This window comes from Microcoleus sp. B3-D7, assembly GCF_036705305.1.
Classification (GTDB): Bacteria; Cyanobacteriota; Cyanobacteriia; order Cyanobacteriales; family Microcoleaceae; genus Microcoleus.
This window is the reverse complement of sequence record NZ_JAUBUE010000061.1, coordinates 1-14,499: the sequence shown is the minus strand read 5'-3', so window position 1 is coordinate 14,499 and position 14,499 is coordinate 1. Positions and strand designations below refer to the sequence as shown.

The following is a 14,499-nucleotide window of genomic DNA, read 5'->3' as shown; positions in this document are numbered from 1 at the left end:
TGGGCTAGCTTACCTTGAAAGCCTACTTAGAGGGTTTAGGAGAGTTTTTTTCTGGGCTAAATAGAGGATTGTATAGGAAGAAAGCACGGTGCTTGCCTAAGCAGTTTTGCATATAATTGAAAATGGATAGGTTGTATGATTAGTTATTAATTATTCTTGCGAGCGCCCGCCTTAAAACTGATCGGTGGCACTGCGAGCAATAAGCTTGTTAGGATCGGGCTTCTAGCTTCTCAATACATAAATTGTCGGGCGGCGTGGGTTGGAATTTCGGCAGCCCAAAGGCTGATTGCGATGCTAGCCCGATCGCAGTTCAATCGCTGTAGATTGATTTTCCTTGGGCGGATATACAGCGCTTTCCTCTCAGTTACCTAGTCGCAAAATTTGAACGAAATCGGACGGCGCGATTCGCCTAACGGCGATAGCTTCGCTCGCGCGTACTCGCACAGCACCAATATCCGCAATAGGCTTTGGCGCTTGTCCCACAACAAATACAGCAGTTTTCAATAGGATGAAATACAGGTAGGGACTCAGGCTTCGCCTGAGTCCCTACGCGAAATCTGTATCACGCTCAACTGAAAACTACTGTAGATTTACTTTAGCAATGGGGATAAGTGCTGACCCCCAAAGGGATTATTGAGAATGATCCAAGAACTCACTTACTCTTTCCGCTTCTCAAATAGGGCTGGCGCACCAATCATGTAATGTTGCCGTCGAGGCGTTACACTATTGGTGCGCCAGTTATAGCGCCCGTCAATCGATTTTAGATTTTAGATTTTAGATTTTAGATTGAAGAAAGCGACCCCACTGATAAATCCGGGGGCTGGCGATCGCGAGCGAGGAGCTTTTTTCTCGATCCACGAATCAATCCGGGGGCCCCGGATTAAATTGCTTGATTGTCAATTGCGGACTTTCGGGAGTGCGGCTGCGGTGAAAGTTATTCATCCATTCGCATCAGCTTGCGGTAAAACGTTTTAGAAAAATCGACAGTACGAGTTCGCTGAAAAGTCAGAAGTACCTCAATTAAGCAACTAACAAACTCAGAGCTTTGCATAGTAACTTCGTAGCTGAGTTCAGCATTGCCGTCAAACAACACCCGACAGCGGGTTAAGTCGATCGGCAGCGACGAGATATTCCAACTAGCGACAAACGGCACGCTCTCCCCGCCGTCAATTTTTCTTGCCCCCTCCAAGCTTTTGAGCTTGTAGAGGCCAATAGCGTGCGGTAAAAACTTGCGCCTGGGCTCTTGACAGAAAGGCGCGTAGACTTTCACTTCTTTGTCATCGGCTGGCTTGAGTTGAGGAATAGACATATTTCCACCTCAGACAATTATTACTAACAGATAGTTTAGATCCCCAGAAAAAACTAGCAGATATTCCTGGTCGATCGCAAGCAAAAGTCAACCAAAATACTCTATGCAGTGCCCGTTTACCAGGGCCGTACAAGCACCGAACCCGCTGGTTGTCCTCCCGTCCGCTTTCGACAAAAGTCCAGAAACTGATACAGTAGATGCTTATATCTAAAATCAAAAACTATTGGTGGTTGAATCAAGTAACCTATGCAGGAGAGTTCTTGGCCAGAAAACGACGCTCGCAGCGAGCTTAACTTGGACATCTCAGATTTAGCTCAAGAAGAGCTCAAGAGTTTGACCTCGCACTCGAAGCTCAGCAAAGTATTTGCTATACCAGACATTGGCGACAGGGTGTTTGACGCGGAAACAAAAGCAGAGCTCCCGGTTGCGGTGTCTGTGCCGGGAACTCCCTCTTTTCCTCAAAATCTGTACCGGGGACGCCGCAGAAAAGCCGCCGCAGTGCTGACTGCGATTTGGGCCGGCACGATCGCCCTGCACTTGATTTCTTGGGGTGCGTGGGTAGTGTGGGGGTTGACGGGACTGCTGTGGATGCAAGCATTTCGAGTTTTGTTTGCTTCACCCAAGCCCGCACTGCCGCCTCTGGCCGATGAAAGTCGAGAGGATTGGCCTTACGTGTCGCTGCTAGTGGCGGCGAAAAATGAGGAAGCGGTGATTGCCCGATTCGTAGAATCCATCTGCAATGTAGATTATCCGATCGACCGCTACGAAGTTTGGGCGATCGACGATCACAGCAGCGACGCCACGCCGCTAGTATTGGAACAGCTAACCAAAAAGTACCCCCAACTCAAAGTATTTCGCCGAGGAGCAAATGCCAGCGGCGGCAAGTCTGGAGCCCTGAATCAAGTGTTGCCACTGACTCGCGGGGAATTTGTGGGAATATTTGACGCCGACGCGACGGTAACGCCGGATTTGCTGCGCCGGGTGCTGCCAGTGTTCGATGCAGAAAAGGTAGGGGCTGTGCAAGTCAGAAAAGCCATCGCCAATGCTTCGGTAAATTTGTGGACTCGTGGCCAAGAAGCAGAAATGGCTCTCGACAGTTTTTTCCAACAGCAGCGGATTGCGATCGGCGGCATTGGAGAATTGCGCGGTAACGGCCAATTCATGCGCCGCACCGCCTTGGAAAGCTGCGGAGGCTGGAACGAGGAGACGATTACCGACGACCTGGATTTGACGGTGAGGCTGCACCTAAACCGATGGGACATTGAATTTCTCGCTTTCCCAGCCGTGTCAGAAGAAGGAGTCACTAACGCTCGCGCTCTGTGGCACCAGCGCAATCGCTGGGCAGAAGGTGGCTATCAGCGTTATCTTGACTACTGGCGGCTAATTTTGCGGAACCGCATGGGAACTGGGAAAACTTGGGATTTATTTGGATTTTGGGTATCTCAATATTTCTTACCCACAGTAGCGCTACCCGACTTTGTGATGTCAATTGCGCTGCGCCGGATGCCGATCGCCAGTCCCATAACTTTTATGACGCTTACATTGTCGGTGGTGGGAATGTTTGTCGGTTTGCGCCGCACTCGCAAAGAAACCAAATTTGACGTTAAAAGAGTTTTTCTCACCTTACTGCAAACGCTGCGGGGTACTGTGTATATGTTCCACTGGCTGCTGGTAGGGACTGTGACGGCTCGGATTGCGGTACGGCCCAAGCGGCTTAAATGGGTCAAAACCGTCCATCAAGGGGCTGTTAATAGCATCAAGTAAACAATTCGCAGAAATATTTCGGCACAGTATCGCCGAACGTCCGACGATTTTCCGAGACAAAAAAACACCAACGCTCGCCAAATATCTCCCCGCCAGAGCCTAAGAGTAAAATTTGGCAATTCCGAGAAAAAAACACTTTAAAACAGCTTAGGTAATAGGTAATCGGCGAGCGGTAATAGCGAATAAGTAATCGGCAATACAAAAGTCGAAAATTAAAAGATAAAAGCGAGAATTTTTAACTTTTAACTTGACAAAAAACCAATTACTATCTATTAATTATGAATTGCCAATTTGGACGAATTGCTTGTTGCCAACTACCCGTCACCCGTAATTGATAAATGGATTTGTTAGAGTACCAAGCTAAATCTTTATTTCGACAGATGGCAATTCCGATTTTGCCGTCGCAGCGGATTGACAATCCCGCCGACCTCAAAGGATTGAAAATTCCCTACCCAGTTGTACTCAAATCGCAAGTGCGGGCTGGGGGACGGGGCAGGGCGGGCGGTATCAAGTTTGTAGAAAATACGATCGATGCAGTAGCAGCCGCTCAAACAATTTTTAATTTGCCCATCGAGGATGAGTATCCCCAAGTCCTACTGGCAGAAGCAAAGTACAACGCCGACCAAGAATTGTACTTAGCGGTACTCCTAGACCCCGTAGCGCGACGCCCGGTGCTTCTGGGTTCGAGCCAAGGAGGTATGGATGTCGAAGGGTCGATCGAGCAAATGCAGCAAGTTGCCGTAGATCAAGAATTTTCCCCATTCTACGCGAGGCGTCTGGCGCTGAAAATGGGATTGCAGGGAGACTTGATTCAATCCGTGAGCACCATTGTCGAAAAAATGTACCGGCTGTTTGTCGAAAAAGATTTAGATCTAGTAGAAATCAATCCTCTCGGCATCAGTCCGACGGGAGAGGTAATGGCTTTAGATGGTAAAGTCACCGCCAACGACGATGCCTTGGGGCGGCATCCAGATTTGGCAACACTATCGGGAAAGAGGCAAAGCAGCGGGTTGGCACGGGAAAGAAGAAGTCCCCATGCCTCTGGCGATCGCTCCCATTCCCACTCGAAGGTTCAGCAGTTGCCGGAGTTTGACCCCAAATCTAAATCCCCAATCTCGAATTCCGAATCCCTGCAATTAATCGAACTAGACGGGAATATCGCGGTTTTGTGCAACGGAGTGGGCCTGACAATGGCAACTCTAGATGCAGTAACCCACCAAGGAGGAAAACCAGCTAATTTTGTGAATATTGGTTCCCTAGACCGCTACTATGCAGCAAATGCCCTGCGCGATCGCGCGGAGTTGGGTCTTGAGTTAGTCGCTCAGGATAAAAGCGTTAAGGTGATACTTGTAAATATTTTGGGCAGCGCCTCCAAAACCGAGGAAATAATCGCTGCAGTAGCCGGCTATTTGGAACGGAAAGCTCGCGCTAACCGCCACATCCAAGTTGTGCTCCGGCTGGTAGAGATCGATGCTGATGCTGTTAAAAAGCGTTTGGGACAGTTGCCGGTGCAGCTAGCTAGCACTTTGGATGAGGCTGCGGCCGCTTCTGTATCCTCCGTCAAGTAGCGGCAGTTGATCGGCAAACAACGAGATTTCTGTACAGATGAAGGCCTTCTGCTTTTTACAGATCGAGTGTCAAGTGGGAAAAAATGAATTTAACTCCTGAAAGCAAAGTCCTAGTACAGGGCATTACAGAATCTCCCGCGTCCACCCGCGCCGCCCTGATGATGAAAGCATACGGCACGAATGTAGTCGCCGGTGTCAGTCCCGGTCGGGGGGGGCTGGAAGTGGAGGGAATTCCGATTTTTGATTTGGTAGAACAAGCAGTGGCGGCAGTGGGTCACGTTGACACTGCGGTAATTTTGGTAGACGCTTACTCGGTGCTGGATGCTGCTTTAGAAGCGATCGCCGGAGGAATTCGGCAAATTGCGATCGTTACTGGGGGAGTGCCTCCTCTGGATATGGTGCACTTAGTCAGAAAAGCAGAAGCCACCGAAACTTTGGTAATCGGGCCCAACAGTCCGGGGATTATTGTCCCCGACAAACTGCTGCTGGGAACTCACCCCAAGGAATTTTACACTCCCGGCCCGGTGGGAGTGATCAGCCGCAGCAGCACTTTGACTTACGAAGTTGCCCTAGAACTAACGGAGGCTGGGTTGGGACAGTCGATGGCGGTTTGTATTGGCTGCGACGCGATTGTCGGTTCTTCTTTTATGCAGTGGCTGCAACTTTTGGACGAAGACGACAGTACCGAAGCGATGGTTTTGGTAGGGGAAGTTGGGGGCTGGAGTGAACAAGCTGCTGCTTCTTACATCGCTTCGGCGATCGACAAACCCGTGGTTGCTTATCTGGCCGGCCGCTACGCTCCCAAGGGGCCGTCTTTGGGCCACGCCGGCATCCTGATCAGTTCTCGAGCGGCTGCCCAGAAAGCCTTTGGAGTTTCGGCCCCAAACAAAATGGCTGCCTTTGAAGAGGCGGACATACCTGTGGCGGCTCGACCTTCAGAGATTCCTAAGTTGCTCAAAAAATTGCTAAAGAAAAATTGATTGCTTTGGGAGTTTTCACAAAAGTCCTAACCCTCTTGGGGTTGGGATAAGGGTTAGGCCGGGGCGGGTTTGGTCTCATATCATTTCCGGTTACACCGGAATGATGTTGACGGTTGACGGTTGACGGTTGACTGTTCACTGTCAACCGTCAACCGTCAACTCGGATTTACTATTCCGATGCTAACGGATTTGATATCAAAAGTGTCTGCAGAATGCCACAACAGCCGCTTCAACCCGCCTTTAGGACACCTTTATGATTTTTTTACCAAAGCCCTCTGACCGGCGTCACAGGCTGCGGTGCGGGTGCTGGCAAGGGGGCGGCGCGGCGCGGCGCTGGAGGCGGAGTTGTTGGCTGCACGCTGCGGCGAGGTTCGATCGGACTTTCGGTGGGATTTGTTTCAGTTGTGCGAGTTGTCGATCTCGTCACATCTTGAAGCAGGCTTCGCAGAGTTCCGGCTATACTCTGAACTTTCCCAACAGCGGTGCGAAGGCTGGCAACATCTACGTAAACCTCGTTGAGAGGATACTTTTTCAGGATTTCGAGCAGCGATACTTTACCGTCATCCCCGGATGCCAGGAGCACCGCTGCCCGCAGAGCTTTTCCGCTTTCTGTGCGGCGCTGAGTCCGAATTGCTTGACCGATGTCGTCAGTGATTTTTTCTCCCGGGGTGCTGTAAACTACCCTCGCCAGATTAGCAGGCTTTAAACCAATTTCTAAACCCATGAACCCCCGCAGCATTTGCGCGTCCATTTTGGAGAACCGGATAATTTGTTGGAGGGTTGGCGTCGTCGTGCCGTTTTTAGCAAATTCTTCTAAGTCGCTGACATTAATGGCTTGTCTGATCGGGCCAAAGGTGAGGACAACTTTTTCGGCCCCTAATGCTCTACTGCTGCTAGATAATATGCTCCCGCTTGATCCTAAAAGTAGGGCAATGCCGATCGATACAAATTTTGTTAATTTCATATTCACCGCTACATTAAAATTATTTTTTCGAGATTTGTACATTTTTGTACATTATAGATGCAGCAGTTATATTCTACAAGGTCGCCAGTGTAATTTGTGCCCGCGTCACACCTACAATCTAAACCGAGACTTTTTCTCGATCTTGACTTTAAAAATAAGTAACCACATCTGCCGAAATTTTTCGCTTCTATTCCTTCTGTCTTCTACCTTCTACATCTCCAGCCTTCTATATCAGAGTGTCTTCCGCCTTCAACATAAGTGCCTTATAAAAATTATAGGAACTGCCCTCACGGGAGGACGTTCTTAATTGCACAAACATAAGGGGTCGATTTCTTCTTCTTTCTCTCTTAGGCAACTAAGTCCCTCTTCCTTCTTCCTTCCTTCTTCCCTCTCCCCTCTTCCCTCTTTTTACCCTGAGCGAAGTCGAAGGGCCTTCTTCCCTCTTCCCTTTTCCTTCTTGCTTCTGCTATATGTTGAAAACCAAGCGCAAATCCAAGAAATCCAAACACAAGCACAGCGAAAAAACAACAGCGCTCAGCAAAAAAGAAGTAGCTGCACAAAAACGCAAAATTTCAGAAAAGCGCAATGAATTGGTGCAGGCGATCGCCATAAGCTGCTTAGTCACCGTTGCTCTCAGCATCCCCCTGTTGTTCGTAGCAGGCCCTAAGATTGCTATTGCAGGAGGCGCAGCCGCAGCTATCTTGCTGCTTTCCTACAAATATCCCCGTCAAGCTTTGTGGACTTTTCTAATTTACCTGCCTTTCAGTGGTACAATTACCTACGCAATTGGCGGCGGGAATGCTGCATTTCAAGTAGCCAAAGATGCTTTCTACATACCAGCTCTCATCGCCCTAATTCAAAGCTGCAAAAAGAAACAGTTGCGCCTGTTCATTCCCAAACAAATGCTTTCTACCTTTAGCATCCTGTTGATGATGGCAATGCTGACTTTAATTTTTGTCAACGGGGAGATGCAGCTCAACCCTAGGGCGGGCGACAAACCAATTCTGCAAGGAATTCTCGGCTTAAAAGTATTGATAGGTTACATACCGCTGATTGCTTGTACCTATTATCTGCTCCGCACTAAGAAGGATTTGGTATTTTTTAGTCGAATGCACATCGTTTTGGCGATCGTTTGCTGCCTTCTCGGTTTGATTCAGTACCTGTTGCTGCAAAGTGGAAAGTGTGCGGGAACCAGAGGAATGACCGGAGCAGAATTATATAAAGCAACGCTGGAAGCTAGATGTTTTGTCGGCGGTTCTTTGGTGTTCAGTCCAGAAGTCAAGATGGTCCGCTTGCCGGGAACTTTTGTCGCGCCTTGGCAGTGGGCGTGGTTTTTAATTTCTAATGCTTTTTTAACCTTTGCCTCTGCTTTTTGCGATCCTTCATTCTGGTGGCGAGTTATCGGTTTATTTGGCATGGCATTAGTATTTGCCAATGCAGTTATTTCCGGTCAAAGAGCTGCTTTAGTTATGGTTCCCGTTGCTACAGCAATCCTGCTAGTTCTCACCGGTCAATTAGTTAATTTAAAACGATTTATTCCCGTCGGTGCAGGACTGGCGATTCTGCTGTTTGTCGGTGCAGCTATTAACCCGGGAATTGTCGAGCAGCGGTGGGAGAGCTTTGTTCGTCGCTGGAATGCTGCACCGCCCCAGCAGTTTCTCTTTAATCAGTTCGAGCAGAGCAACAATTTTATCATTGACAAACCTCTCGGTAGAGGTGTGGGACGAGCCACTAATTCAACGCGAATATTTGGTGCCACGCAGCTAATTGAAACTTTCCAACCTAAATTGATATACGAACTCGGTTATCCGGGAATGATTAGTTTTCAGCTCATGCTTTTACACTTAGCTTTTCTAACTTTTAGAGCTTACAGATCTGTCAAGGACAAAAGTTTGCGGAGTTACGGAGCTAGTTTTTGGGTGTTTGTTGCATTTATTACGATCAATACTCAATACTATCCGCTGGATGTAGATCCAGTGTCCGTGTATTATTGGGTTTTAGCTGGGGCGATTTTAAAGTTGCCCAAAATTGATAAACAGGTGCAGGATGAGAAACACCAGGAAGTTGAGTCAAATGAATTGCAAGTTCACCAGCCATTAAAGGAGAAAAAAATTATTGCCTCTTCCCCAATTTGAGAATACTTTTGAGTGTTGAGTTTGGTGGATTCTTTCTTGTTCAGTAACCCGCTTTCGCTCCAAGGCGGTGCAAAGATAGCCCACCGTTCTGGGTTTATCTGTGCTAAAACCCACCCCTACAGCATATTGTGGCTCTTAACTTTACTGCGGTTGCCAAACCGGATGGCTAGCATTCAAATCCTGGTCGTTTGTCAATTTATTCAAGGCCGAACCGTCCCGATTAATTACATACAAGTTGCTTTTGTCTCCTTGGATTTCATTAAATATAAAAGCAATTTGCTGGCTGTCAGAAGACCAAGCTAATTCAGAAATTTCCGACGGTTTTAGCCTGGTAGCTAGTTGATTTAGCTGGTTCCCGTCAGCATTGATTGTGTAGAGTTTTTGATTGTTGAACTCTCCGGCGACGAAAGCAATAAATTTGCCATCCGGCGACCACGAAATTTCGTTGTAGTTTCTGGGTTGTTGGGTGAGATTCTTGGCTGTCCCCCGGTTAATGTCGAGCAGGTAGATATCTTGCTGTTCGCCTGATGAATCGCCAGGTTTATTGTAATAGTAAGCAATGCGACTGCTGTCGGGAGACCAAAATATTTTGACGTTGTAAACCTCATTTTGGGGGTTGTTCGTCAAATTTTTGAGGTTGGTTCCCTCGGCATGAATTGTGTAAATTTGCTGTTGCGGATAAGCGCCGAACATGAAAGCAATTTTTGTGCGATCTGGCGACCAAACAAGTTGACTGCCGCCAGATATATATTCGCCGGGACTTTTAGTTATTTTGGTCATTCCCGAACCGTCGGCATTCATTTTGTAAATATTTTTATCTTTGACAAATGCTACTTGCTGACCGTCCGGCGAAAGGTAAAATTCCGATAAAATTTCCGTTTGAGGCGGCTCTCCTCCTACTTCTAATTCCCGAACTAATTTAGTTCCTTTAATGCCAGAAGTGTCGCTTATATAAAGTGATTGGCTACCGGGAGCATCAGAGGTAAAACCGTCGCAAGAACGGGCAAAAACAAGTTTCTGGCTGTTGGAAAACCAAGCTATTTCAAAATTAGGTGCTTTGCAACCACCCTCAGCAAACTGTTTAGTTAGTCGAGAACCGTCAGCATTGACTGTATAAATTTCGGTATCGCCACTCACGAAAGCCAGTCGCTGACCGTTGGGCGACCACACTAGGGGAGCGCTAACATCTATATTAGGTGTAAGTTTGCGGCGAGCGGAAGTGGTAGCATTGACCGCAAATAAATTAGATATGGTCTCGCTGCCGCGCATCTGGAGGGCGGTAAACGCTAGTATCCTTGGTTTTTGGGCTGCGGTTGGGGGAGGGCTGTGAAGGCTCAAAAACAAGCTGATTAAGAGTGTTAGGGAGATGAGGGCGATCGAACTAAGTCGCAATAATTTATTCAAAAGCATTTTGTCAATATCATCTCCTTACTTTTAAATTTTCACAGTCTTCAGTCCTCATATCTCCGACTTCTTAAAGTCCTGCGGGGATATGGCAAATTCTAACTCCAAGCTATTACCAATGCCCAATTCGCAATGCCCGATTCAAAGTGTTTGTCTGTCGATATGTCTCGATAGCCTCAAACTCTGTTTAATTCTGCCAATAATTAGCTCGAACATTTTTTTGCGCGACGGATTCTTGCTGCTGGGCGGCATCCCTAACTCGCAACACATCAAGTTCAAGTCACTTGCACTCATGGCCAACAACTTTTGCCTCACCTCTTCTTCATTACCATTCTTAGCTTGTAAACGCAGTTCTTCATAAACTTCTAGAACATTGGCAGCCGATAAATTAACAGGTTTATTAACATCAGCACCCCTGGTAATATCCGAAGTTTTTGAGCCAGCAGAAACCACTCCCCGCTTGACTTGAGTCTCAAGCCTGGTTAATTTTCTAGCAACGTCCCGCAAGATTTCCTTAAGTTCGCCAATTTCCTCAACTAAACCCCCGCTTTCTTGTTCGGAAGCAGCCAAAATTTCTTTTTTACTCATTTCAGATACTCCTCACACTCGCGCCATAGTTTTTCAAATTCTCTAACTAATTCTCGCGGCAGTTCTCCCTCATTAATCGCCCGTTTTAGCCCGACACTTTCCCTAATCGTCGATTCTAAAAATCTAACTTCTATGTTATTATCTTTTGATATCTCATCGCAAAGTCTCTTTACTTCTCTCATGTAAAACTGAACTTCATTTGTCAGCAACCCTCCATAGGTTTTAGCTTTATTCATAAAGACTGCTATCTTAGGAAACGGATAAGGCTCAATCCGTTTCTGAAGCGAGTTTAAAACTAAACTCAATCCCCTAGAACCAAAATAATCGGGATTGACGGGAATTAATATTAAGTCGCAGCAAGAAAGTACGCTGTAGGTGAGGAGACTGAAGGAAGGCGAACAGTCAAAAAGCATCAAGTCGTATTTCGGGAGATTGGCAGAGTTGGCGATTTTGCCGATGAATCTGCGGATGAAGTCTTTAACACTTTTTCCCTCAAATCCATCGATATCTAACCAATACAATTCTTCAACTGAAGGGACAAAATGCAACTGTTCGTCAATCTGATAAATGGTGTCGAAACCAACGGGAAATTTAAAGTTTTGTCCGGCTTTTTTAAAGACTTCTAGAGCGTCGTAAATTGTAAGTCTATGCTTGAGGGATTTTTCGTACCACTTACCAAACTTGTCATCTAAATGACCTGTATTTTCGTTAAGTCCGATCGCCTCTGTGAGCGACATTTGCGGATCTAAGTCTAACATCAAGACTTCTAAGTCTGTTCCTTGGGATATAATATTTCCCAGACTCCAAGTGACGGTAGTCTTTCCGACACCGCCTTTGAAGTTGATTACGGCTATTGATTTAGGACTCATGGCTGGCTTTGTTTGGATTTTGCTCAAATATAAATTAAAACATATTGTGGCGGTTAGTTGATCGCGCGATCACACCTGAGCAGCCCGATATGCCAATTGACATGAAAAGCAGGCTATGATATAGAAATAAATAATAAAAAAATCAAATTATTAGCCATCCAAAAGGTAAACTCAAACAGATATATTCTAGATTTAATGAAAAGGAACACGGCGACCAAATTCTCGATCGACTTAATGTTGAAAAGGTTTTATCTAATCCGAATACTTGTGCTTCTCTGAGGATCTTATTTGCGTGGTGTTTAAAGGTTTTGGGGGAAATACCTACCGATAAATATCAGCTTTCAAGTGTAAAATTAAGTAAAATAACCAAAGCACAATTAAATAATATATACTTTTTTAAGTTCTGGCAGGTTTTTACGGTCGATAGAAAGTAAGGTGCGCCGAAGAACACCTTACAAGTTTTTTTAGCGTTTCACCAGTAAGGTGCGCCGAAGAGCACCCTACAAGTTGTTTTAGCGTTTCACCAACTTCTTAGAAACCTTCCGCAAGCGAATTGATTTAGGAGTTACTTCAACCAATTCATCCTGGCCGATGTACTCCAAAGCGCGCTCCAAACTCATATCGACTGGCGCTTGCAATTGCGCCAATTCTTCACCGCCAGATGCGCGGTGGTTTGTCAACTGCTTCGACTTGCAAATATTCAGCTCCATGTCTTCATCTCGGTTGTTTTCTCCGATAATCATCCCTCTGTAAACCTTGGTTCCGGGGGTAATGAAAAATACGCCACGGTCTTCAGCATTTTTCAGTGAATAAGTAGTTGCAATTCCTTCTTCAAAGGAAATCAATACTCCGTTGCGACGGGCGATAATTTCTCCACCGAGGGGGCGATAGTCGAGGAAGCTGTGGTTCATAATTCCAGCGCCGCGAGTCAAGCGCATAAACTCGCCTCGGAATCCAATCAAACCGCGAGCGGGAACTGAAAATTCGATTTGGGTGCGACCGGTGCTGCTGACGTGCATATCTTGCATTTCTGCTTTCCGCTGACCGAGGCGTTCGATGCAGCCGCCGACTGCTTCTTCGGGTACGTCTAACACCAAACATTCAAAGGGTTCGCAGGGACGACCGCCGATTTCGCGGTAGATTACTTGCGGCTGGGATACTTGGAATTCGTATCCTTCGCGACGCATATTTTCGATCAGGATTCCGAGGTGGAGTTCGCCACGGCCGGATACGAGGAATTTGTCGGGAGATTCGGTTTCTTCGACGCGCAAGGCGACGTTGGTTTGGAGTTCTCGCATTAGCCGATCGCGAATTTGTCGCGATGTTACCAAACTTCCTTCTTGACCGCAGAACGGCGAATCGTTCACGGAGAAAGTCATCTGCAAAGTTGGTTCGTCTACTTTGATTAAAGGTAGCGCTTGCGGGTCGTTGGGGCAGGTAATTGTCTCGCCAATATACGCATCAGCAAAACCTGCAACGGCGACAAGATTACCAGCAGAAGATTCTGGGATATCAATCCGCTTCAGGCCTTCAAAGCCCATCAATTTGCTGATTTTTGATTTGACAATCGCGCCACTTTCGGTGATTAAGACTGCTTGTTGACCGATTCTAATCGTGCCGTTGTGGATGCGGCCGATGACGATGCGACCGACGTATTCTGAGTAATCTAAGGTGGTTACTTGCAGTTGTAGTGGCTTGTTGGGGTCGCCGACGGGGGGTGGTACGTGGTCGAGGATTTCTTCAAAGAGGGGCTTCATATCTACCCCTTCGTCTTCGAGGTGTTTTTTGGCGTAACCGCTTAAGCCGGAACCGAAGAGATAGGGAAATTCGCACTGATCGTCGTCAGCACCTAGTTCGAGGAACAGATCCAAAACTTTATCGACGGCTTTGTGGGGGTCGGCTCGCTCGCGATCGATCTTATTCACAAATACGATCGGGCGCAGTCCTTTTTCTAGGGCTTTTTTGAGCACGAACCGCGTTTGCGGCATCGGGCCTTCGTTGGCGTCTACGATCAGCAGACAGCCGTCAACCATGCCGAGAACTCGTTCGACTTCTCCGCCGAAGTCCGCGTGTCCGGGGGTATCGACGATGTTGATCAGGGTTTCTCCGTACCTGACGGCGGTGTTTTTGGAAAGGATGGTAATGCCACGTTCGCGCTCGATGTCGTTGGAGTCCATGACGCAATCTGGGATTTCTTCCCCTTCGCGGAAGATCCCGGACTGTCTGAGGAGAGCGTCCACAAGGGTGGTTTTGCCGTGATCGACGTGAGCAATGATGGCGACGTTGCGAATGGGAAGACTCATAATGCGTCTGGAACGTTAAACGGATCTAACTAAAGATTTCTTAATAATTGTAGCGCATGGAGTCAAGGGGCGATCGGGCGGCTGCCAGATTGGAGTGCGATCGTCGCTAGAATCAAGATTATCGAAGCGCAACCGAGGGAAATGGAGCGTTACACCAGGCCTGAATGCAGAGTTTGTGTTGATCGGTAATTTTGAGTTGGCCCCGGTGAAGAAGCTTGGATACGGGTCGATCGCCGATATTAAGATGAGCGTGCAAGTACGATCGACTTTATGGAAGTACAACCCAGAGATATTCAGCGTTACAGCACGCCAGACGGCAAAGTTCCTTTCTCGGAGTGGTTAGACTCCCTGCGGGATCTCAAGGCAAAATTTAAGATTGAGCGGCGACTCGATCGAGTTGGGACTGGAAATTTCGGAGATTATCGAGCTGTCGGAGAAGGTGTCTATGAGTTGAGGATAAATTACGGCCCCGGCTATCGGGTCTATTTTGGACAAGTAGAAGAAACAATTGTACTTTTTTTGATAGGCGGGGATAAAAGGCTCTTCTGGGTTGGCGGTGGAAACTGTATAATATAGGAACTTTATGCTAGAGGCTAAGCTCATGGATTTCCATCT

General features: G+C 47.2%; 11 protein-coding genes. 5 read left to right on the top strand and 6 right to left on the bottom strand.

The window, feature by feature from the left end; translation table 11 throughout:
• Window positions 1–934: 934 nt before the first annotated feature.
• A complete protein-coding gene (ebsA, locus tag QUB25_RS26650) occupies window positions 935–1,309 on the bottom strand; it encodes a type IV pilus biogenesis protein EbsA (RefSeq protein ID WP_006634686.1) in 375 nt (124 codons plus the stop codon).
• Between the two features lie 246 nt (window positions 1,310–1,555).
• On the opposite strand from ebsA, the gene QUB25_RS26645 reads away from it, so the two are divergent.
• The 3 genes from QUB25_RS26645 (at window position 1,556) to QUB25_RS26635 (ending at window position 5,621) form a co-directional block, all read left to right on the top strand.
• Window positions 1,556–3,073: a glycosyltransferase family 2 protein gene (locus tag QUB25_RS26645; RefSeq protein ID WP_333188013.1), complete on the top strand. Its 1,518-nt coding sequence runs from the start codon at window positions 1,556–1,558 to the stop codon at window positions 3,071–3,073.
• Between the two features lie 338 nt (window positions 3,074–3,411).
• Entirely contained in the window at window positions 3,412–4,641 is a 1,230-nt protein-coding gene (locus tag QUB25_RS26640) for a succinate--CoA ligase subunit beta (RefSeq protein WP_333188011.1), read from the top strand.
• Between the two features lie 83 nt (window positions 4,642–4,724).
• Window positions 4,725–5,621, top strand: coding sequence for a CoA-binding protein (locus QUB25_RS26635; RefSeq protein ID WP_333041987.1), 897 nt, complete (start codon window positions 4,725–4,727; stop codon window positions 5,619–5,621).
• A 262-nt stretch (window positions 5,622–5,883) separates the two neighbouring features.
• On the opposite strand, the gene QUB25_RS26630 is transcribed toward QUB25_RS26635, so the two are convergent.
• Window positions 5,884–6,585 carry an alpha/beta hydrolase gene (locus tag QUB25_RS26630; RefSeq protein ID WP_333188007.1) on the bottom strand — a complete coding sequence of 234 codons (702 nt, stop codon included), beginning with the start codon at window positions 6,583–6,585 and terminating at the stop codon, window positions 5,884–5,886.
• A 470-nt stretch (window positions 6,586–7,055) separates the two neighbouring features.
• On the opposite strand from QUB25_RS26630, the gene hpsL reads away from it, so the two are divergent.
• Window positions 7,056–8,720 (top strand): hormogonium polysaccharide biosynthesis protein HpsL, encoded by a 1,665-nt coding sequence (hpsL, locus tag QUB25_RS26625; RefSeq protein ID WP_333059693.1) that lies wholly within the window; start codon window positions 7,056–7,058, stop codon window positions 8,718–8,720.
• A gap of 141 nt (window positions 8,721–8,861) precedes the next feature.
• Here the strand turns inward: hpsL and QUB25_RS26620 are convergent, their stop codons facing one another.
• The 4 genes from QUB25_RS26620 to typA all read right to left on the bottom strand — a co-directional run bounded on the left by QUB25_RS26620 (window position 8,862) and on the right by typA (window position 13,884).
• Window positions 8,862–10,130, bottom strand: coding sequence for a DPP IV N-terminal domain-containing protein (locus QUB25_RS26620; RefSeq protein ID WP_333188004.1), 1,269 nt, complete (start codon window positions 10,128–10,130; stop codon window positions 8,862–8,864).
• A 135-nt stretch (window positions 10,131–10,265) separates the two neighbouring features.
• Entirely contained in the window at window positions 10,266–10,712 is a 447-nt protein-coding gene (locus QUB25_RS26615; RefSeq protein WP_333059690.1) for a hypothetical protein, read from the bottom strand.
• The gene (locus QUB25_RS26610) at window positions 10,709–11,581 is read right to left on the bottom strand and encodes a ParA family protein (RefSeq protein ID WP_333029965.1); all 873 of its coding nucleotides are present in this window, start codon (window positions 11,579–11,581) and stop codon (window positions 10,709–10,711) included. The genes QUB25_RS26615 and QUB25_RS26610 overlap by 4 nt, the downstream gene beginning before the upstream one ends.
• 512 nt (window positions 11,582–12,093) lie before the next feature.
• Window positions 12,094–13,884, bottom strand: coding sequence for a translational GTPase TypA (gene typA, locus QUB25_RS26605; RefSeq protein ID WP_333188001.1), 1,791 nt, complete (start codon window positions 13,882–13,884; stop codon window positions 12,094–12,096).
• A 270-nt stretch (window positions 13,885–14,154) separates the two neighbouring features.
• On the opposite strand from typA, the gene QUB25_RS26600 reads away from it, so the two are divergent.
• Complete coding sequence (locus tag QUB25_RS26600; RefSeq protein ID WP_333187998.1) at window positions 14,155–14,460, top strand: type II toxin-antitoxin system RelE/ParE family toxin; 306 nt, start codon at window positions 14,155–14,157, stop codon at window positions 14,458–14,460.
• Window positions 14,461–14,499 lie beyond the last annotated feature (39 nt).